Origin of the sequence: Mycobacterium marinum (assembly GCF_003391395.1) — a bacterium.
Lineage (GTDB): Bacteria > Actinomycetota > Actinomycetes > Mycobacteriales > Mycobacteriaceae > Mycobacterium > Mycobacterium marinum.
The window spans coordinates 2,431,063-2,450,765 of the sequence record NZ_CP024190.1; the positions used below are offsets into that span (position 1 = coordinate 2,431,063).

15 protein-coding genes are annotated in these 19,703 nt (G+C 67.3%); 10 read left to right on the plus strand and 5 right to left on the minus strand.

What is annotated here, in order from left to right; genetic code table 11:
• Nucleotides 1-6 precede the first annotated feature (6 nt).
• On the plus strand, nucleotides 7-1,065 hold the full coding sequence (locus tag CCUG20998_RS10320; protein ID WP_020728518.1) for an FUSC family protein: 1,059 nt from the start codon (nucleotides 7-9) through the stop codon (nucleotides 1,063-1,065).
• Between the two features lie 6 nt (nucleotides 1,066-1,071).
• On the opposite strand, the gene CCUG20998_RS10325 is transcribed toward CCUG20998_RS10320, so the two are convergent.
• Complete coding sequence (locus tag CCUG20998_RS10325; protein WP_020728519.1) at nucleotides 1,072-1,470, minus strand: MmcQ/YjbR family DNA-binding protein; 399 nt, start codon at nucleotides 1,468-1,470, stop codon at nucleotides 1,072-1,074.
• Between the two features lie 133 nt (nucleotides 1,471-1,603).
• Here CCUG20998_RS10325 and CCUG20998_RS10330 point away from each other — a divergent pair, with 133 nt between their 5' ends.
• Together CCUG20998_RS10330 and CCUG20998_RS10335 are read left to right on the plus strand one after the other, a co-directional pair.
• A complete protein-coding gene (locus CCUG20998_RS10330; protein ID WP_099052704.1) occupies nucleotides 1,604-2,548 on the plus strand; it encodes a transglutaminase family protein in 945 nt (314 codons plus the stop codon).
• Nucleotides 2,541-3,596 carry a zinc-binding metallopeptidase family protein gene (locus CCUG20998_RS10335; RefSeq protein WP_020728521.1) on the plus strand — a complete coding sequence of 352 codons (1,056 nt, stop codon included), beginning with the start codon at nucleotides 2,541-2,543 and terminating at the stop codon, nucleotides 3,594-3,596. Before CCUG20998_RS10330 ends, CCUG20998_RS10335 begins: the two co-directional genes overlap by 8 nt.
• A gap of 22 nt (nucleotides 3,597-3,618) precedes the next feature.
• On the opposite strand, the gene CCUG20998_RS10340 is transcribed toward CCUG20998_RS10335, so the two are convergent.
• The 3 genes from CCUG20998_RS10340 to CCUG20998_RS10350 all read right to left on the minus strand — a co-directional run bounded on the left by CCUG20998_RS10340 (nucleotide 3,619) and on the right by CCUG20998_RS10350 (nucleotide 10,936).
• Nucleotides 3,619-6,294 carry a circularly permuted type 2 ATP-grasp protein gene (locus tag CCUG20998_RS10340; RefSeq protein ID WP_020728522.1) on the minus strand — a complete coding sequence of 892 codons (2,676 nt, stop codon included), beginning with the start codon at nucleotides 6,292-6,294 and terminating at the stop codon, nucleotides 3,619-3,621.
• A 46-nt stretch (nucleotides 6,295-6,340) separates the two neighbouring features.
• A complete protein-coding gene (locus tag CCUG20998_RS10345; protein WP_020728523.1) occupies nucleotides 6,341-9,676 on the minus strand; it encodes a transglutaminase family protein in 3,336 nt (1,111 codons plus the stop codon).
• Between the two features lie 153 nt (nucleotides 9,677-9,829).
• A complete protein-coding gene (locus tag CCUG20998_RS10350) occupies nucleotides 9,830-10,936 on the minus strand; it encodes a membrane protein (protein WP_036455525.1) in 1,107 nt (368 codons plus the stop codon).
• A gap of 190 nt (nucleotides 10,937-11,126) precedes the next feature.
• On the opposite strand from CCUG20998_RS10350, the gene CCUG20998_RS10355 reads away from it, so the two are divergent.
• Complete coding sequence (locus CCUG20998_RS10355; protein ID WP_036455838.1) at nucleotides 11,127-12,485, plus strand: replication-associated recombination protein A; 1,359 nt, start codon at nucleotides 11,127-11,129, stop codon at nucleotides 12,483-12,485.
• 45 nt (nucleotides 12,486-12,530) lie between these two features.
• Here CCUG20998_RS10355 and CCUG20998_RS10360 read toward each other — a convergent pair whose 3' ends face one another.
• On the minus strand, nucleotides 12,531-13,154 hold the full coding sequence (locus CCUG20998_RS10360; protein ID WP_020724914.1) for a hypothetical protein: 624 nt from the start codon (nucleotides 13,152-13,154) through the stop codon (nucleotides 12,531-12,533).
• A 212-nt stretch (nucleotides 13,155-13,366) separates the two neighbouring features.
• On the opposite strand from CCUG20998_RS10360, the gene CCUG20998_RS10365 reads away from it, so the two are divergent.
• From CCUG20998_RS10365 to CCUG20998_RS10390, 6 genes are all read left to right on the plus strand, one after another.
• Nucleotides 13,367-13,768, plus strand: a complete 402-nt coding sequence (locus CCUG20998_RS10365; protein WP_012393935.1) for a secondary thiamine-phosphate synthase enzyme YjbQ — start codon at nucleotides 13,367-13,369, stop codon at nucleotides 13,766-13,768.
• Between the two features lie 118 nt (nucleotides 13,769-13,886).
• On the plus strand, nucleotides 13,887-16,592 hold the full coding sequence (gene alaS / locus CCUG20998_RS10370; RefSeq protein ID WP_020728526.1) for an alanine--tRNA ligase: 2,706 nt from the start codon (nucleotides 13,887-13,889) through the stop codon (nucleotides 16,590-16,592).
• Nucleotides 16,593-17,105, plus strand: coding sequence for a Holliday junction resolvase RuvX (ruvX, locus tag CCUG20998_RS10375; protein ID WP_011739856.1), 513 nt, complete (start codon nucleotides 16,593-16,595; stop codon nucleotides 17,103-17,105).
• On the plus strand, nucleotides 17,098-18,354 hold the full coding sequence (mltG, locus tag CCUG20998_RS10380) for an endolytic transglycosylase MltG (RefSeq protein ID WP_020728527.1): 1,257 nt from the start codon (nucleotides 17,098-17,100) through the stop codon (nucleotides 18,352-18,354). The genes ruvX and mltG overlap by 8 nt, the downstream gene beginning before the upstream one ends.
• Complete coding sequence (locus CCUG20998_RS10385) at nucleotides 18,351-19,184, plus strand: shikimate dehydrogenase (RefSeq protein ID WP_020728528.1); 834 nt, start codon at nucleotides 18,351-18,353, stop codon at nucleotides 19,182-19,184. Before mltG ends, CCUG20998_RS10385 begins: the two co-directional genes overlap by 4 nt.
• Before the next feature lie 11 nt (nucleotides 19,185-19,195).
• Nucleotides 19,196-19,639, plus strand: coding sequence for a prepilin peptidase (locus CCUG20998_RS10390; RefSeq protein ID WP_020728529.1), 444 nt, complete (start codon nucleotides 19,196-19,198; stop codon nucleotides 19,637-19,639).
• The last annotated feature ends 64 nt before the right edge of the window (nucleotides 19,640-19,703 follow it).

A 19,703-nucleotide genomic window follows, 5' to 3' on the forward strand; every position in this document is an offset into this window, starting at 1 on the left:
CACGACGTGGAGATTTCGCTACTGACCAGGGCGGCCGACGGAAGTCTCGCGGCCGTCCGGCAGCTGCGCACCGCCTTGTGGCCGATCACGCAGGCGTCGGTGACCGCCGGCCTGGCCTGGTTTCTCACCCACGATGTGCTCGACCACCCGCAGCCGTTCTTCGCACCGATCTCGGCCGCGGTGTGCATGTCGGCGACCAACGTGCTGCGCGCGCGACGCGCTGTCCAGATGGTTGGCGGGGTGGCGCTGGGCATCGTGGTGGGTGCCGGAGTGCAAGCCGTCCTGGGCACCGGCCCAACCGCGATGGGCGTGGCGGTGTTCGCCGCATTGTCGGTCGCGGTCCTGGCCGTGCGCGGCTTCGTCGCCCAGGGCCTGATGTTCGTCAACCAGACCGCCGTTTCCGCGGTGCTGGTCCTGGTCTTCGCCCCCACCGGCGACGTGGTGGCCGAGCGCCTCTTCGACGCGCTGATCGGCGGGGGATTGGCGCTGGTGGTCGCGATGTTGCTGTTCCCGGCCGATCCGGTGCGGATACTGCGCGACGCGCGTAACGGCGCGCTGGCCGCCCTGCACGACACCCTGGTCGAGGTGATCAAGTTCATCGACGATCCCGGCGGCGCCGCTCCGGACTGGCTGCTGGCCACCTTCGACCGGTTGCACAACCAGCTTGGTGGGCTGATCGAGGCCCGCGCCACGGCGGTCTTGGTGTCGCGCCGCGCGCCCCGGCGGTGGGCCGCCCGCGACGCCATTGCCGACATCGAGCGGCAATCGGCGCGACTGGGGATGCTGGTCAGCGGTGTCTTGAATCTGGTCCGCGCCATCACCCGACTTCCTGAGCAACAGGTACCGCGCCCGGTGCGCATCGCGCTGGCCGAACTGGCCGCCGCGCTGGCCGTCGCCGACGACGAACCAGCGGCCGCGATCGCCCATGCCGCCGCTGCCCGCGATCGGGCGCAGGAATTGCTATCGCAGGCTCGCGACCGCAGCGAGGTGGTGCTCGCCGACATCGTGGACGCGTGCGGAGTCGATCTACAGCGGGTCATCGACTTACCCGGCGGCGACCATTGAGGAACGTCAACAGGACTTGGCTGACCCGGCCAGGAACTCCTTTGCCAGCCTTTTCGGCGCCTGCGTCAGCCAGGCCTCGGTGAGCAGCTCCTCGAGGCCTATCGCCTCTATCTCGGATAACACCACCAGCACCGCCGGATACCCGTCGAAATGTGGGGTGGTGAAGTACACCGTCGGCTCGTCGGCGACCAGGGCGAACTTCACGCCTTCGTCGGCCACCCGGACGCCGAGAATATCGCCGTCCGGTGGTTGCCTGCCGGAGTCCGCCAAGGCCGCCAAGTCGGACTTGCGCAGCGGTCGCTCCCACGCCAACGGCTTCTTGCCGACCCGCCAGTTGTGCGCAGATCGCTCTTCTGTGAGCGGCAGCTCACTGACGATGCGCGCGACATCGCTCCAGGTCGCCATATGCTGATTGTGCTCCGGATGGGGTGCGCTCGGTGGCGCATTCGCCTGAACCGGGCCCAGATGTGTTGTGATCAGCCTTGCTGTTACCGGTGTGGTGGCCGTGGTTGACGGTCGAGAAGTCAGGAGTCAGCTCTTGTCGTTGCTTTCCGACGCGTTGTTCGGCTCCCCGGACACCAAGCGCTATCGCGTCACGCACCGCACCGAATACCGCTACTCGGACATCGTGACCAGCTCTTATGGGCGTGGGTTTCTCACCCCGCGCAACTCGTTGCGGCAGCGGTGCCTCACTCACGAGCTGACCATCGATCCGACGCCCGCCGACAGCTCCACCAGCCGTGACACCTACGGCAACATCAGCTCCTATTTCCATGTCACCGAACCGCATCGGGTGCTGAGCATCACCAGCGACTCCATCGTTGATGTGGCTCCACCGGATTCCGACCTGTACACCAGCGGGCCGGCGCTGCTGCCCTGGGAATCCGCCCGGCCCCGTGGGATGCAAGGGGCGCTGGCCATCGATTTCACGCTGGACCTGGATCCTGCGGAGATCACCGACGAGGTCCGTGAGTACGCGGCCGTCAGTTTCCTGCCGGAACGTCCGTTGGTGGAGGCGCTGCGCGATCTCACCACGCGGATCTACAACGACTTCACCTACCGATCCGGGTCGACCACGGTTTCTACCCGAGTCAATGAGGTTCTGCAGGCGCGCGAAGGGGTATGCCAGGACTTTGCGCGGCTGGCGATCGCCTGCCTGCGAGCCAACGGGTTGGCGGCCTGCTACGTGTCCGGGTATCTGGCCACCGACCCACCGCCGGGAAAGGATCGGATGATCGGAATTGACGCCACCCACGCCTGGGCGGCGGTGTGGACTCCCCAACAACCAGGCCAGTTCGAGTGGTTGGGGCTGGACCCCACCAATGATCAGCTGGTCGATGAGCGCTACATCGTGGTGGGCCGCGGCCGAGACTACGCGGATGTGCCGCCGGTGCGCGGCATCATCTACACCAATTCGGAGCACAGCGTGATCGACGTCGGCGTCGACGTGGTGCCTTTTGACGGTGATGTGCTCGATGCGTGATTTTCACTGTCCCACCTGTGGTCAGCGCCTGGCGTTCGAGAACTCCGCGTGTCTGTCGTGCGGCAGCGCGCTGGGATTCTCCCTGGACCAGATGGCGCTGATGGTGATAACCGGGCGCGACCAGAGCGAGCACGCCGGCGCGGTGGCCGCCGACGACTATCGGCTGTGCGCGAACCTGCATCTGGCCGAATGCAATTGGCTGGTTCCCGTCGGTCACCGCGACGGACTGTGCGAGTCATGTGCGCTGACCGTGCTGCGGCCCCACGATGGTGACACCGTGGGTCTCGCGGAGTTTGCTCGGGCCGAGGCGGCCAAACGTCGGCTGATCGCCGAGTTGCACGAGCTGAGGCTGCCGATCGTCGGACGTGACGAAGATCCCGACTACGGGCTGGCATTTCGGCTCCTGTCCAGTGCGCACGAGAATGTGATCACCGGGCACGACAATGGTGTCATCACACTGGATCTGGCCGAGGGCGACGACGTGCACCGCGAACAACTGCGCGTTGAGATGGAGGAGCCCTACCGCACCCTGCTGGGCCATTTCCGCCACGAGGTCGGGCACTACTACTTCTATCGGCTGGTTGCCCCGTCGGGTGACCACCTGGCCCGGTTCAAGCAATTGTTCGGCGACCCGGACGCCAACTACCAGCAGGCGCTGGATCGCCACTACCGGGACGGCCCCCCAGGCAATTGGCAGGAGAGTTTTGTGTCGTCGTATGCGACCATGCATCCCGCCGAGGACTGGGCGGAGACCTTCGCTCATTACCTGCACATCCGCGACACCCTGGATACCGCAGCCTGGTGCGGTTTCGCGCCGGCATCGGCGACATTTGATCGGCCGGCGTTGGGTCCCAGCGCCTTTCCCGCCATCATTGATACGTGGCTGCCGTTGTCGTGGTCGTTGAACATGGTCAACCGGTCGATGGGGCACGACGACCTGTATCCGTTTGTACTACCGGTCGCGGTCCTGGAGAAGATGCGGTTCGTCCATACGGTTGTCGACCAGGTGACGCAAGCACCGTGTGGTCCCGCCGCCGTCAGCGGTTAGGCGACTGTCTCGGACCTGCCTGCTAGGCGGGCATCGTCCGGCGTTCCTCGGGGCCCCACAGCGGCTGCATGCCGCCGGGCAGGGCCAGCTGGGTGTCGGTGATGACGTCGGCCAGCTCGCGTAGCGAGACGTGGATACCGGTCAACAATTCGGCCAACTCCGTGCGCCGCCCATCGGTGATTTCTTCGAGTTCGCCCGGATGCGACCGGCGCAATCGGGCGCTGATCTCATCCACCATCCGCTCCGGGCGCGAGGAACCCGAGGTGCCGGGCAGATCGTGGAGATTGGCCCGCAGCCGCTCCAGCTGGTAGACGAGAGAACGTGGATTATGCGCGTCGAAAAGCATCAGTTCATTGACGGCGGTAACGCTGAATTTTCCGACCGTGCGGCGCCGGTAGATCACCGACGATTCACAGACTTCCAGCGTCGATTCGATGATGGTTTGCTCGGCAACAACGCCGCGGACCGTGGTCAGGGTGTCCGCCAGCAGCGCGGTCAGCCACAGGCCCCGTTCGATGCGCTTGCCGATGTCCATCATCGTCCAGCCCACGTCGCGCACCATCGATTCGCTGGACACTCCGGACAGGGTGAGCATCCCGGACAGCGTTTGAGCCTGGGCTTCGGCAAGCAGCGCGTCGGCCTCGGCGAGCGATTGGGGCGGGTCTGACCTGAGGGTGACGGCGCGTTCGACGTCGGCCAGCACCATCCAGGTGTCGTTGGACAACTGGTCGCGCACCGCCCTGGCAGCCAATGCCAGTCCCTCCACCGACTGAACCAATGAACCCGGCCGCTCCAGATCCACGGTCATCGACCACAGCATCGAGGGAGCGACCGCGATCATCTCGGCGTGGTCGTTGGCGGCTCCGGTGTCGGTCCCGGTGATGTGGCCCAGCGTGGCCATCAGCACCGGCACGCATTCGCTTTCCTCGGTGTCCTGATGGTGCCGGAATAGGTGATAGCGCTCGCGGGCGACCATCAGCAGACGGGCCATGTTCTCGGCGCGCTCGCCATAGCGGCCCATCCAGAACAGGTCGGACAGCACACGGGGGGAACTGACCCCCAGGGTGCCCGCACCGGTCTTGATCGGCTGCAAAACCGACGGTTCCGCTACGGGCCGCGTCTCCGGTCCCGAGACCGGGGCAGCTACCGTCTCAACAATTGCACGTTCGGTTGGCCGAACCCAAATATCTTTCGCTGCAACGGATCTCAGGGTGTACGCGGCCGGGCCGGGGGCCAGGACATAACCCAGGCCCCCGATCATCGGTGCGTAGCCACCGCGCTGGGCGACGGTGAACAACCGCATGCCAACCCCGGCCGACGACAGCACACCGGCGTGATCAGTGGGCGCCGACGAGAAGGTCGGTAGCTCCTGTCCCACCCACTGCCACGGCATCGCCTCAATCCGCGTTGTCAATTCGGCCAGCTGGGCAGAGGAGAGCGTTGGTCCTAGCCGGGTTTTCCCCCCGACGGTCGACTTGATCAGCAGCGACGGCAGATTCGCCAGAAGGTGCGAACGTTCGGTGGCGATACCGCCCCAGTACATGGGGGCGCTCTGCAGCATCGGTTCTTCGCCGAGCAGGCGCTCTGCCAGCCCTGGCAGGAAGCGCATCAAGCCAGGGCTTTCCAGGATGCCGCTGCCCAGCGTGTTGACCACGGTCACGGCGCCGCGGTGTTGGGCCTCCACCAGACCCACCACACCGAGGCGGGAATCGGCACGAAGATCCAGTGGGTCGGCGTAGGACGCGTCGAGGCGGCGAAGCACCACGTCGACACGTTTCAGCGTCCCCAGCGAGCGCATCCACAGCTTGCCGTCGCGGACCACCAGATCCGCGCTCTCCACCAGCGGGAAACCCAGCAGCGTCGCCAAGTACGCCTGGTCAAACGCCGTCTCCGAGTAGATGCCCGGGCTGAGCACCACGACCACCGGGTCCTGGGCGACATCGGGAGCCGCATCGATCAGGGCCAGACGCAGCGCCTGCGCGAACGGTGTGGTCGGCCGGGGAGCGATGTTCTCGTAGAGGTCGGGGATGGCGTGGGCGACCACGCGTCGGTCGGCCAGCGCGTAGCCGGCTCCCGAAGGCGCCTGGGTCCAGTCGGCGTTGACCTGGTAGCTGCCGTCGGGTATCCGGCTGATGTCGCAGGCGTGTAGGAAAAGTTGATGGTGTCCAGGGACCTTGATGCCATTGGCGCCGCGCACATAGCCGGGATGGCCGAAGACGAGCTCGGATGGCAGCAGGCCCTCGGTGAGGAGCCGGCGTGGGCCATAAAGGTCCGCGAGCACCGCATCGAGCAGGCGGGACCGCTGCACGAGTCCGGCTTCGAGAAGCTCCCAGTCCTGCGCGGAGACCACCAGCGGTAGCGTGTCCAGACGCCACGGTCCGGGTTCGAGCCCGTGCAGACCGTGTTCCCCACGGGTGGAATCGACTCCGGTGTAGGTGATGCCGTCGTGGTCGATCAGGCTGTGCACCACCGAGCGCAGCCGGTCCAGGCCGGCTCGGCCGCGTTCAGCGACCGCGTCGGCCAGCTCGGTCCAGGCCGGCCGCACATTGCCGTCCGCGTCGACGAATTCGTCGTAACCGATGCCCGGGCTGTCGCGTACGTCGAACAGTGCTTCCTGAGCACGTGCAGTGCGGTACCCGGCCAGCAGGCGGTCGACGTCGTAGCGTTCGGCGGCGGCAACGGCCGCCGAACTACTCATGCCAAGTACCATCACGCGCCAATTCGATGCCGGTTTTGCAGGACCATTACTGTTGCACGGTACGCACGCGTCGCAGGTCGAGGATGCCAGGCGCGCCGATATCGGTGAACATCCGGGCCTGCTTTTCCCGGATATCGGACAAGTCGAGTTTGCCCGGAGTGAAGCCGGTTGCCTCGAAACGGCGGGCGCGGCGTGACTCCGCTGTGACAGCGTTGACGGGTGGCTCGTCGTAGGCGAGCCCGCCGGGATGGGTGACGTGATACGTGCACCCGCCGCGCGAGGTTCCGGCGGTCAGGTCGATGAGTTCGAACTGCAACGGACCGTCGGCCGAGATGGTCGGGTGCAGCGCGCTGGGCGGCTGCCAGGCCTTGAATCGCACCCCACCGACGTGCACATCAGGGTTGTCGGTGGCCAGCAGCGGCACCGGATAGCCGTTGCAGGTGACCACGTAGCGGTGGCGGTCGGCGCCGATCACGCGGATCTGGAGGCGCTCGACCGATGAGTCGACGTAACGGGCAGTGCCGCTGGCGGTGGACTCCTCGCCAAGGGTGTTCCAGGGCTCGATTGCCCCGCGCAGCTCGATCTCCACACCGTCGAAGACGGCGGTGCCAATGCGCGGGAAGCGGAATTCGGTGAATGGGTCCAGCCAGCTGGTCTCGAACGCGATGCCGTTCGCGCGCAAGTCGGCGGCCACGTCGGCGATGTCGTGAATCAAAAAGTGCGGCAACAGATATCGCCCATGCAGGTTAGCGCCGTGGCGGATCAGCGGAGCGCGCAGTGGTTGCTCCCAGAACCACGCCACCAGCGAACGCACCAGCAACGACTGCACCATCGCCATGCGCAGATGCGGCGGCATCTCGAAACCTCGCAGCTCCAGCAGCCCAAGCCTGCCGCGGGTGCCTTCGGGACTGTAGAGCTTGTCGATGCAGAACTCGGCGCGGTGGGTGTTGCCGGTGATGTCGGTCAGCAGATGGCGCAGCGCCCGGTCGGTCACCCAGGGTTTGGCCGCACCGCCGGCCGACAGCCGAGCGATTTCGGCGAATGCAATCTCCAGCTCGTACAGCGCTTCGGCGCGGCCCTCGTCGACTCGCGGCGCCTGGGAGGTGGTGCCGACAAAGCGCCCGGCGAACACGTAGGACAGCGACGGGTGCCGCTGCCAGTAGGTCAGCAGGGACACGAGCAAATCCGGGCGGCGCAGCAGTGGCGAGTCCTTGGGTGTGACGCCGCCCAGGGTGATGTGATTGCCGCCACCGGTGCCGCCGTGAGATCCGTCCACATCGAACGACTCGGTGGAGAGCCGGGCGAGCCGGGCCTCTTCATACAGCGTTTCCAGTTGCTGGCGCTGTTCTTCGAAGCTGGCGGTCGGTGCGACGTTGACCTCGATGACTCCCGGGTCGGGGGTGATCGTCGTCGATTCCAGCCGCGGGTCCGGTGGTGGGCCGTAGCCCTCGAGCACCAGCGGGCAGTTGGCCTTCGCCGCCGCGGCCTCGATGCGGGTGACGAGGTCTACGAAGTCTTCAAGCGCTTCGGTGGGCGGGATGAAGATGTACAACAGCCCGTCGCGAACTTCGGCGACGATGGCGGTCGGCGGCGCGTTTTCCGAGTCGTCGAGCACCGCATCCACGGCCTCGGCGGTGGCGGGTTCCGGCAGTGCGTACCCCACCGTCACCGGGTCGACGTCAAAGGATGTCCGCGGCGGTTGCCAGCTGATCGAGTTCAGGGGCAGTCGCAGCCCGGCCGGTGAATCCCCTTCGATCAAGACCAGCCGGCCGCGGCGCAGCCGCCAGTCTGCGCTGGCCCAGCCCGAACCGTCCTCGCGGCGGTGCAGGGGGAGCACGTGGGCGGCCGCGGATGTGACTGAGGCGTCGAGGCGGGCCAATAGCTCGGCACGGCCGGCGGGGGTGTCGGAGTCGGTTTCGGGGTCGAGGTCGTCAATCGGATCGACGGGGTCGCCGGACGGCAGTCGCACCGTGGCCGCCAGCCGCGCCAGCGGGTCCTCGTAGGCCGGGCGTACCTGCGACAGGGGCAGTCCCATTCCCTCGGCGAATGCGCTGAGCACCTGGTAGGCGGCGTCGGAATCGACCGGAGTCGGCGGGTCCAGCCAGGGATCGGCCAGCAGCGTGGGGTCCGTCCACAGGGGGCGTCCATCCGTGCGCCGATACAGTGCAATCTGCCAGCGTGGCAATGGCTCTCCGGGATACCACCGGCCCTGGCTGCGTTGGACCAGCCCCTCAGGAGCCCAGCGGGCCTTGAGGCGAGCGGCCAGATCGGATGCCCGCGATCGCTTGTGCGGACCGTCGGCCGCGGTGCGCCACTCCTTGTCGGTCTGGTTGTCCACCGACACGAACGTGGGCTCGCCGCCCATGGTCAGCCGGACGTCACCGGCGGCCAGGCGTTCGTCCACACGGCGGCCTACGTCGCAGATCGTCTGCCACGCCTCATCGGTGTAGGGCAGAGTGACCCGTGGGTCTTCATGGACGCGAGTGACGGTGTTGGAGAACTCCAGCACCGTGTTGCACACGCCGGTACCGCCGCTGATCGGAGCCGCGCTGGCGGGGTGGGGCGTGGCTGCGAGCGGGATGTGGCCCTCACCGGCGAACAGCCCCGACGTCGGGTCCAACCCGATCCAGCCCGCGCCGGGAATGTAGACCTCGGTCCAGGCGTGCAGGTCGGTGAAGTCGGCCGCCGGGCCCGAGGGCCCGTCGAGCGCCTCGATGTCGGAGGCCAGCTGCACCAGATAGCCCGACACAAACCGGGCAGCCAACCCGAATTGGCGCAGGATCGACACCAACAACCACGCCGAGTCGCGGCACGATCCGATGCCGGTGCGCAACGTGAAATCGGGCGTCTGCACACCGGGTTCCATACGCACGCTGTACCCGACGTCGGCGTTGACCGCATGGTTGATCGCAACCAGGAAGTCGATGGTGCGGGTGCCCTCGGGCACGCTGAAGTTGGCCACCCAAGCCCGAACCAGGTCCCCGGGGCCGGATTCTTCGCCGCTTTCGTCGACGGGCCGCAAGTAGGGTTTGAGGTCCTCGGCCAGTGCCTTGGGGTAGGTCAGGCCTTCGGTCGGCCAAATTTCGGCCCATTCTTCGATGAAGAAGTCGAACGGGTTGATCACCTTCAGGTCGGCGATCAGCCCGACGGTGATGGTCAGGTGTCGCATCGGTTTGGGAAAGACCAGCCGGGCCATGAAATTTCCCAGCGCGTCCTGCTGCCAGTTGACGAAGTGTTCGGTTGGCTCGACCCGCAACGAATAGGCCTCGATGGGGGTGCGCGAGTGCGGTGCTGGGCGCAGCCGCACGACGTGCGGATAAACCTGCACCAGCTTGTCAAAGGTGTAACTGGTGCGGTGCTCCAGCGCAACTTTGATGCTCATAGAAGCTGATCCCATCACAAGACTCTGCTGCCCGCAGCGCTTCGAAATTCGGTGTCGCCGTGGGCTTGACGGCCATGGGCAGCGTCACGCCGTCGCGTGTAACAACGGCGTTTCGGTGGCTTTACGGTTGGTGTTGCGGGGTGGACCGGGGTCCTACCCGAACTGCGGTCCCGGCGGCGCCCCTGGGGGCGGACCGGGCGGCAGACCCGCCGGAGGCCCGGGCTGGCTCAGCTCGACAACATGGCCACCGGACAGCTTGCGCCAGGTGTAGGTCTGGATGAGCGAGGCAACCGGAATGCCGACGAGCATGCCGACAAAACATAGCAGCTCACCGGCGAGCACCACCGCGTACTGCACCAGCCAGGACAACGCGGTGTTACCGAGTTCGGCCCGAACCGTCGCGATACTGGACTTGATGGAATCGATCGGCGACAGCGATCGGTCCACGGCGGCGATGATCGCGAACTGCGCCAGGAAGCCGAAAATCAGGCCGGGAATGATGCACAGCACCGAGCCGATCGCGGTCAGGACGATCACCAGCAGGCCGGTGAGGATGACCGTGCCGAGGTTGCGCGGTTTGAAGAACGATCCGATGGTCACCGGCTTTCCGTCGGCGATGTCCAGGCAGCCCGTGGTGATACCGGCGTGCATGAACAGCACCACCGCGAACACGGCCAGGTAGCCGATGAACATCACGATGCTCGCCAGCGGGCTCATGGTCATGTTCACGGTTTCCGAAGTGTTGCCGTAGGCGTCGGTATAGGTCGTGCTGGTGCGGTCGGAGAAAGCGAAGAAGAGCCCGACCATCACGCCGCCAACAGCGCTCAGGATCAAGCCGTAGATGACGATCGGAACCACCAGTGCCATGGCGTTCTGGGTGAACCGGTTCCACGCCCAGTTGATGGCTTCGCCCACGCTGAAGGGCGGCTTGGCCGGGCCGCCGAATCCCGGCTGGGCCGGGTAACCGGCCGGCGGTGGGCCGTAGCCGGGAGGCGGGGGTGGCGGCGGGTTGTACCCCGGGGGCGCGTACCCGCCCGGCGCCTGGCCGTAACCCGGAGGCGGAGGCGGTGGTGGGGTGCCGTAACCAGGAGGCGGGGGCGGGGCGCCGTAGCCGGGAGGCCCGGCCGGTGGTGCGCCGTAACCCGGCGGGGGAGGCGGTGGAGGCGTGCCGTAGTTCGGTGGTGGCGGGTAGCCCGGAGTGCTCTGATCGCCGCCCTGGGGGTCGGCCTGATTGCCCGGATTTTCTGGCGGCTGGCTCATCGCTGTCCTAAGTGCTTCGGTAGTTCGCCCGCGCGGTGCGCACGGGCGAATCAAGCAAACCGGAACTTAGCAAATATGTGTGGCAGGCGCGCGCATTGGCGGCGCAGCGCTGGTAATCGGCTCCGGCGCATCCCCTCGGATGTGCTGCTCAACCGGTGATGCGGCTCAACTGGCGATATTGCGAAGTGGTATGTCTGAACCCGTGTCCGACGGTCTGTTCGACCTGCCCGGCGCACCGCAACACAGCGATCATGGTCTGGAAGTGTCGACCGGCGCGCCGCTGGCGGTGCGGATGCGCCCGGAGTCGCTGGACGAAGTGGTGGGGCAGGGCCACTTGCTTGCCCCGGGTGCGCCGCTGCGCCGGCTGGTGGAGGGCTCCGGCGTCGCCTCGGTGATCCTCTATGGCCCGCCAGGTAGCGGGAAGACGACGCTGGCGGCGTTGATCTCGCACGCCACCGGACGAAGGTTCGAGGCGCTGTCGGCGTTGTCGGCCGGAGTCAAGGATGTGCGGGCGGTGATAGAGACTGCCCGGCAGGTGCTCCGTCGCGGCGAGCAGACGGTGCTGTTCATCGACGAGGTGCACCGGTTCTCCAAGACCCAGCAGGACGCCCTGCTGTCCGCGGTCGAGAACCGGGTGGTGTTGCTGGTGGCCGCGACCACCGAGAACCCGTCCTTCTCGGTGGTCGCCCCGTTGCTGTCGCGATCGCTGATTCTGCAGTTGCACCCGCTGGGCGCCGACGACATTCGCGCGGTCGTGCAGCGCGCGGCACAGGATCCACGCGGGCTTGGTGGGCGAGTCGCGATCGCCCCCGATGCCGCCGACCTGCTGGTGCAATTGTCGGCCGGTGACGCGCGCCGCGCGCTGACCGCGCTGGAGGTGGCGGCCGAGGCGGCCCAGGCGGCCGGGTCCGGGGTAAGCGTCGAGATCATCGAGCAGTCGCTGGACAAGGCCGCGGTCCGCTATGACCGTGACGGTGACCAGCACTACGACGTGGTCAGCGCCTTCATCAAGTCGGTGCGGGGCTCCGATGTCGACGCCGCGCTGCATTACCTGGCTCGGATGCTGGTGGCCGGTGAAGACCCCAGGTTCGTCGCCCGCCGCCTGATGATCCTGGCCAGCGAGGACATCGGCCTGGCGGATCCGACGGCGCTTCCGACCGCGGCGGCCGCCGCGCAGACGGTTGCCCTGATCGGCATGCCCGAGGCGCAGCTAACGCTGGCGCACGCCACCATCCATCTGGCGACCGCGCCGAAGTCGAATGCGGTCACCACCGCGCTGGCCGCGGCGATGGCCGATATCAAGGCGGGCAAGGCCGGCCTGGTGCCGCCACACCTACGCGATGGGCACTACTCCGGGGCGGCCGCGCTGGGCCACGCACAGGGCTACAAGTACTCCCATGACGACCCGGACGGCGTGGTGGCCCAACAGTATCCGCCCGACGAATTGGTGGGCACCAACTATTACCGGCCGACCGGCCGCGGCGGCGAACGCGAGATCGGCGGCCGCCTGGAGCGGCTGCGGGCCATCATCCGCCGAAAGCGTGGCTGACCGGTTGGCGAGCGTTGCCCTGCCGCAATAGCGGCCTCAGCCCACTCAGACCAGCTCGGGCACCCGCAGGTGAGCGATCGCCAGCTCGAACTCGGCCACGTCCAGCACCTCGGCGCCCAATTCACGGACCCGCCTGCTGCGCAGTTCGGAAGCCTGATCGCGGTTTCGCGCCATCGCCTCCATGGTGTCGAAGGTGGCGCACGAGACCGCACGCCGGCAGGCCGGGTGATCGACCATCAGGCTGGCGCTGCAGAACCCGTCCAGGCCCTCCAGCTCGGGCAACACGTACATCCCGTAGAAGTCCAGGGATCGCTCGATCTGATCCGGCACCACCTTGAGCCAGGTGGCCCGCACGCATGCACCCTGCCGGGAACGGTGGTCACGGTGCAGCATGGCGATGTCCCATTCCTCGACCCGCGCATTGCCGGAGAACATCATCGCGGCCCGGTCCCGGATGGGAGCCACCGCCGGTGCGCTCGAGCGCATGGCCTGCAAGGTCTCCCACGCGCTGGTCGCGATGCAGGTGCCGGACTGGCGGTCGACCAGCAGTGACAACCCGACGTAACCGTCGATCGCCTGCAGAGCGGGCATGACGACATCGCGAACATGGGCAATTCCGATGTCGACCGACAAGGGTTGCGCCTGGATGGTGGTGGAGCGTGCGTACACGATCGGCCCCTCCTCTGTCGGGGCGGCGCCCCGGTGGCGCCACCGGTCCCACCAATTACCTTCCTCCTGCCGATTCGGCCTGGCAATGACCTGAGGGGATCTCGGGAGATCTCGGGGGGATCCGCCCACCAGCTCACGGGCGATCGTGGCGATGGTGCGGCGGGAGGGAACGGATTGGCAGGTCGCCGAGCGCCCACCGTAGGCTGGTCTGGATGGATACCGATGTCCTCGACGTTGACACATCGCGTCGCCGCACCGTCGATCTCACCGACGCGGTGCGGGCCTTCTGCGCCAACCATGGTGATGGGCTGTGCAACGTTTTCGTCCCGCACGCGACGGCGGGTGTCGCCATCATCGAGACGGGCGCCGGTTCCGACCACGACCTGGTCGACACCCTGCAGACATTGCTGCCGCGCGACGACCGCTACCGCCACGCGCATGGGTCGCGCGGGCACGGTGCCGATCACGTGTTGCCGGCCCTGGTGTCGCCGTCGGTGACGGTGCCGGTGTCGTCGGGCGAGCCGCTGTTGGGTATCTGGCAAAGCGTCGTTCTGGTCGACCTGAATCAGGACAACCCGCGGCGGTCGGTCCGGCTGAGCTTCCTGGAAGGCTAGGTGGAAGGCTGAGCGGACCCGGAATGCGTCTTTGGACAGCCTTCTAATAGTCCGGCGAATAGGCTGGCAATCGATCTCTGCTAGAGAAAAACCAAGGAAACTTAAGGAAACAACGACGGTGCAAACACACGAGATCAGGAAGCGGTTCCTTGATCATTTCGTGAAGGCGGGTCACACCGAGGTGCCCAGCGCTTCGGTGATACTCGATGACCCCAACCTGTTGTTCGTCAACGCGGGCATGGTGCAGTTCGTGCCGTTCTTCCTCGGACAGCGCACCCCGCCGTATGCGACGGCCACCAGCATCCAGAAGTGCATACGTACCCCCGATATCGACGAGGTGGGCATCACCACCCGGCACAACACGTTCTTTCAGATGGCCGGCAATTTCTCGTTCGGTGACTACTTCAAACGCGGGGCGATCGAACTTGCCTGGGCGCTGCTGACCAACAGCGTCGCCGACGGGGGTTACGGGCTGGACCCGGAGAAGCTCTGGGCCACCGTCTACCTCGACGACGACGAGGCCGCTGGCTTGTGGCGTGAAGTGGCCGGTCTGCCGGCCGATCGGATCCAGCGCCGCGGCATGGCCGACAACTACTGGTCGATGGGCATTCCCGGTCCCTGCGGGCCGTCGTCGGAGATCTACTACGACCGGGGCCCGGACTACGGGCCCGAGGGCGGCCCCGTCGTCAACGAGGACCGCTACCTCGAGATCTGGAACCTCGTGTTCATGCAGAACGAGCGGGGCGAGGGAACCACCAAAGAGGACTACGAGATCCTCGGCCCGTTGCCTCGTAAGAACATCGACACCGGGATGGGTGTGGAGCGCGTCGCGCTGATCCTGCAGGGGGTGCCCAACGTCTACGAGACCGATCTGCTGCGCCCGATCATCGACTTGGTTGCCGCCCGCGCGCCCCGCGGTTATGACCAGGGCAATCACGCTGACGATGTGCGCTACCGGATCATCGCCGACCACAGTCGCACCGCCGCGATCCTGATCGCCGACGGGGTGAGCCCCGGCAACGACGGCCGCGGCTACGTGTTGCGCAGACTGCTGCGCCGCGTCATCCGGTCGGCCAAGCTGCTCAACATCGACACCGCGATCGTCGGAGATCTGATGGCCACCGTGCGCGATGCGATGGGGCCCTCCTATCCCGAATTGGCCAGCGACTTCGACCGGATCAACCGCATCGCCGTTGCCGAAGAGACCGCGTTCAACCGCACGCTGGCGTCGGGCTCGCGGCTGTTCGACGAGGTGGCCGGCGCCACCAGGTCCTCCGGTGTCAGCGTGGTGTCCGGTTCGGACGCGTTCACCCTGCATGACACCTATGGATTCCCGATCGAGCTGACCCTGGAGATGGCCTCCGAAGCCGGCCTGACGGTGGACGAGGGCGGCTTCCGCGAACTGATGGCGCAGCAGCGCCGGCGGGCCAAGGCCGACGCGGCCGCGCGCAAACATGCCCACGCCGACCTGACGGCCTACCGTGAACTGGTCGATGCCGGACCTACCGAGTTCACCGGGTTCGATGAGCTCACCTCCGAAGCGCGGATCCTGGGCATCTTCGTCGACGGCAAGCGGGTTCCGGTGGTGGCCCACGGCCAGGCCGTCGACGCCGATCGGGTGGAGCTGGTGCTGGACCGCACCCCGCTGTACGCCGAGTCGGGCGGCCAGATCGCCGACGTCGGAACCATCAGCGGAACGGGGTCGGGCAGCAGCGCCCGCGCGGCGGTGACCGATGTCCAGAAGATCGCCAAGACCCTCTGGCTACACCGGGTCAACGTCGAATCCGGGGAATTCGTCGAGGGCGACGGTGTCGTCGCGGCCGCGGACGCGGGCTGGCGCAAGGGCGCTACCCAGGGCCATTCGGGCACCCACATGGTGCATGCCGCCCTACGGCAGGTGCTGGGGCCCAACGCGGTACAGGCCGGGTCCCTGAACCGTCCCGGTTACCTGCGATTCGACTTCAACTGGCAGGGTCCGCTCACCGAAGAGCAGCGGGGCCAAATCGAAGAAGTCACCAATCAAGCGGTGCAAGCCGATTTCGCCGTGCACACCTTCACCGAGCAGCTGGAGAAGGCCAAGGCCATGGGCGCGATGGCGCTCTTCGGCGAAAGCTATCCGGACGAAGTCCGGGTGGTCGAGATCGGCGGGCCGTTCTCGATCGAGCTCTGCGGCGGTACCCACGTAGCCACCTCGGCGCAGATCGGTCCGGTGACGATCCTGGGCGAGTCCTCGATTGGCTCGGGGGTGCGGCGGGTGGAGGCCTACGTCGGCCTGGACTCCTTCCGCCACCTGGCCAAGGAGCGCGCCCTGATGGCCGGGCTCGCCTCGTCACTGAAGGTGCCGTCCGAAGAGGTCCCGGCCCGAGTGGCCAGCCTGGTCGAGCGGCTCAAGGCCGCCGAGAAGGAACTCGAGCGTGCTCGGCTCGCCAGTGTGCGGGCGGCCGCGGTCAACGCCGCCGCCGGCGCTGAGCGCATCGGCAACGTCCGGCTGGTGGCGCAGCGCATGTCCAGCGAGATGACGCCGGCGGACCTGCGCACCCTGGTCGGCGACATCCGCGGCAAGCTGGGCAGCGACCCCGCGGTGGTGGCGCTGATCGCCGCCCCGGCTGGGGGAGAGGCCTCCACCGTGCCCTATGCGGTCGCGGCCAACCAGGCCGCCCAGGGACTCGGCCTCGGCGCCAATGAACTGATCAAACACCTGGCAACGGCAGTCGACGGCCGCGGTGGCGGCAAAGCGGACCTGGCCCAGGGGTCGGGAAAGAAACCGGCTGGCATCGACGCCGCGCTCGAAGCATTACGTGCAGAGATAGCGCGGGTCGGTTGAGTGGTCGCCGCATCGCACCGCTCGCCCGACCGGCCCGGTGATCCAGAGGGCCTCGAACCCGGGACGGGCCGAGGCCGACGCTTGGGTATCGATGTGGGAACGGTGCGCATCGGGGTGGCGTCCAGCGATCCGGATGGCATCCTGGCGACTCCGCTGGAAACGGTGCGGCGCGAGCGCTCCGGCAAGCACCTGCGTCGGCTGGCCACGCTGGTCGGTGAAACGGAGGCGGTCGAGGTCATCGTCGGCCTGCCGCGGACCCTGGCCGACCGCATCGGCTCCTCGGCGCAGGACGCGATCGACCTGGCTGACGAGCTGGCGGCGCGGGTGGCTCCGATACCGGTGCGGCTTGCCGACGAACGGCTGACCACCGTCAGTGCGCAGCGATCGCTGCGCGAGGCGGGTGTCCGGGCCAAAAATCAGCGTGCGGTGATCGACCAGGCCGCGGCGGTAGCGATCCTGCAGGCCTGGCTGGACCAGCGGCGCACCCTGGCCGGGGGCCGCGCCGATGGCTGAGGATGTGTATCGGTCGCGGGCTGAGCCGGTCGCGGTGGGGCCCAACCGGCACCGGATGAGCCGGGTTGACCGGCTCAAGCGCAATCGCGAACAACACAACCGACGCCGGCGGCGGCGCGTCCTCGGGGCATTCGTCTTCGGACTGCTGGTCGTGTTCGTGGTGGTGGTCGTCGTCTTCGGCACCAAGCTATGGAATGTCATGCTCGGCACCGGCGGTGACTACGCCGGTCCGGGCAAGCGCGACGTCGTCATCCACATCAGCCCGGGCGACTCCACCACCGCGGTCGGCGAAACGTTGTACAACAACCACGTGGTCGCCACGGTGCGGGCATTCGTGGACGCGGCCCACGGCAACGCCGTGATCGCGGCGATCCAGCCGGGCTTCTACCTGGTGCGCACCGAGATCCCGGCGGCCGATGCGGTCGCCCGGCTCGCGGACCCCAAGAACCGCGTCGGCAAGCTGGTCATCCCGGAGGGCCGTCAGCTCGACGACACCACCGACATGAAGACCAATGTGGTGACGCCCGGCATTCTGACCTTGATTTCGCGTGCCACGTGCGTGGACCTGGACGGCAAGAAGCACTGCATCTCGATGGCCGACTTGCGTACGGCGGCGACCAAGAGCACGCCCGCCGCGTTGGCGGTGCCGTCGTGGGCCGTCGAACCGGTGCTCGAACTCGGCGCTGATCATCGCCGGATCGAGGGCCTGATCGCCCCGGGGACCTTCAACATCGATCCCGCGGGATCGGCGGACAAGATCCTGGCCTCGCTGATCAGCGCCGGTGCCGTGGAGTACTTGAAATCCGGTTTGGTGGACAACGCCAAGTCGCTGGGCCTGTCGCCCTACGACATTCTGGTGGTGGCGTCGTTGGTGCAGCAGGAGTCCAACGCCCAAGATTTCCCGAAAGTCGCGCGGGTCATCTACAACCGCCTCAACGAGCACCGCGCCCTCGAGTTCGACTCCACGGTGAACTACTCGCTGGATCGTCGCGAGGTGGCCACCAGCGACGCCGACCGCGCGATGCGGACTCCGTGGAACACCTACATGTCCGAAGGGTTGCCGGCCACCGCGATCTGCTCGCCCGGGGTCGAAGCGCTGCACGCGGCCGAACATCCGCAACCCGGGGACTGGTTGTACTTCGTCACCATCGATAGCCAAGGCACGACGCTGTTCACCAGGGACTACCAGCAACACCTGGCGAATATCGAGCTGGCCAAACGTAACGGTGTCCTCGATAGCGCGCGATGAGCAGCGGCCAGGAGCACAATCAACCACCGCGCGGTAGGAAAGCGGCCGTCCTCGGTTCGCCGATCGCTCATTCGCGGTCCCCGCAGCTGCATCTGGCCGCCTACCGGGCGCTGGGCCTGACCGACTGGACATACCAGCGGATCGAGTGCGACGCCGCGCAATTGCCCGCGGTGGTGGGTGGTTTCGGGCCGGAGTGGGTCGGCGTATCGGTGACCATGCCGGGCAAGTTCGCCGCGTTGCAGTTTGCCGACGAGCACACCGCCCGCGCCGAGCTGGTTGGATCGGCCAACACCCTGGTCCGCACCCCACGCGGGTGGCGGGCAGACAACACCGACATCGACGGTGTCGCGGGGGCGCTGGGGCAGGCATCCGGACCGGCCATTGTCTGCGGTTCGGGCGGCACCGCACCGGCAGCCGTGGTGGGGCTGGCCGAACTCGGCGTCACAGAGATCACGATCGCGGCGCGCAACGCGGACAAAGCCGCCCGATTGGTCGACCTGGGCGCCCGGCTCGGGGTGGCCAGCCGGTTCTGCGGACTGGATGACCCCGAGCTGGGCGAGCGGGCCGCATCCGCGGCGGCGCTGGTCAGCACCATTCCGGCCGAGGTGGCGTCACGTTACGCGGCCACCTTCGCCACGGTCCCGGTGGTGCTGGATGCGATCTACAACCCGTGGCCGACACCGCTGGCAGCCGCCGTGGCCGCCGCGGGTGGCCGGGTGATCAGTGGCCTGCACATGCTTTTGCATCAGGCATTCGCCCAGGTGGAGCAATTCACCGGGTTACCCGCCCCCCGTGCGGCGATGACTTGCGCATTGGAGGCGCTGGATTAGCCTGCCTGGGAATGTGGCTGGTGATCCGAAGCCCGGTAGTGGCCGTCGTGGTGGCCTGGCTGCTGGTGTTGAGCTACACCGACATTCGACATCGGCGGCTGCCCAACCTTTTCACGCTGCCCGGCGCGGGCGCGATGCTGCTCGGTGCCCTGGTGGCCGGGCGGGGGACGGCGGCACTGGCCGGGTCGGCCGCGCTGACAAGTGTCTACCTGCTGGTGCATCTGCTGGCTCCAGCCGCGCTGGGTGCCGGCGACGTGAAACTGGCGATCGGTCTGGGTGCTCTGGCCGGCTCGCTCGGGGTCGAGGTGTGGTTCCTGGCGGCGTTGGCGGCCCCGCTGATGACTGCGCTGTGGGCGGTCGGCGCACGGCTGCGCACCGGTGCCCTGGCCGTGCCGCACGGTCCGTCGATGTGCCTGGCGACCGCCGTGGCCGCCGGGCTGGCGCTGCTCGGGTAAGTTGGGCCCGGCCGGTTCGGGCGGCCGGCAGCCGAGCCATGGCCGGGCGTGCACCGCCATCGTG

Coding starts and splice junctions, on each gene's coding strand:
- CCUG20998_RS10385 (WP_020728528.1), top strand. CDS start 18,351: ATGAGCAGCGGCCAGGAGCACAATCAACCACCGCGCGGTAGGAAAGCG.
- CCUG20998_RS10340 (WP_020728522.1), bottom strand. CDS start 6,294: ATGAGTAGTTCGGCGGCCGTTGCCGCCGCCGAACGCTACGACGTCGAC.
- CCUG20998_RS10350 (WP_036455525.1), bottom strand. CDS start 10,936: ATGAGCCAGCCGCCAGAAAATCCGGGCAATCAGGCCGACCCCCAGGGC.
- CCUG20998_RS10390 (WP_020728529.1), top strand. CDS start 19,196: ATGTGGCTGGTGATCCGAAGCCCGGTAGTGGCCGTCGTGGTGGCCTGG.
- CCUG20998_RS10325 (WP_020728519.1), bottom strand. CDS start 1,470: ATGGCGACCTGGAGCGATGTCGCGCGCATCGTCAGTGAGCTGCCGCTC.
- CCUG20998_RS10335 (WP_020728521.1), top strand. CDS start 2,541: ATGCGTGATTTTCACTGTCCCACCTGTGGTCAGCGCCTGGCGTTCGAG.
- CCUG20998_RS10345 (WP_020728523.1), bottom strand. CDS start 9,676: ATGAGCATCAAAGTTGCGCTGGAGCACCGCACCAGTTACACCTTTGAC.
- CCUG20998_RS10365 (WP_012393935.1), top strand. CDS start 13,367: ATGGATACCGATGTCCTCGACGTTGACACATCGCGTCGCCGCACCGTC.
- mltG (WP_020728527.1), top strand. CDS start 17,098: ATGGCTGAGGATGTGTATCGGTCGCGGGCTGAGCCGGTCGCGGTGGGG.
- CCUG20998_RS10355 (WP_036455838.1), top strand. CDS start 11,127: ATGTCTGAACCCGTGTCCGACGGTCTGTTCGACCTGCCCGGCGCACCG.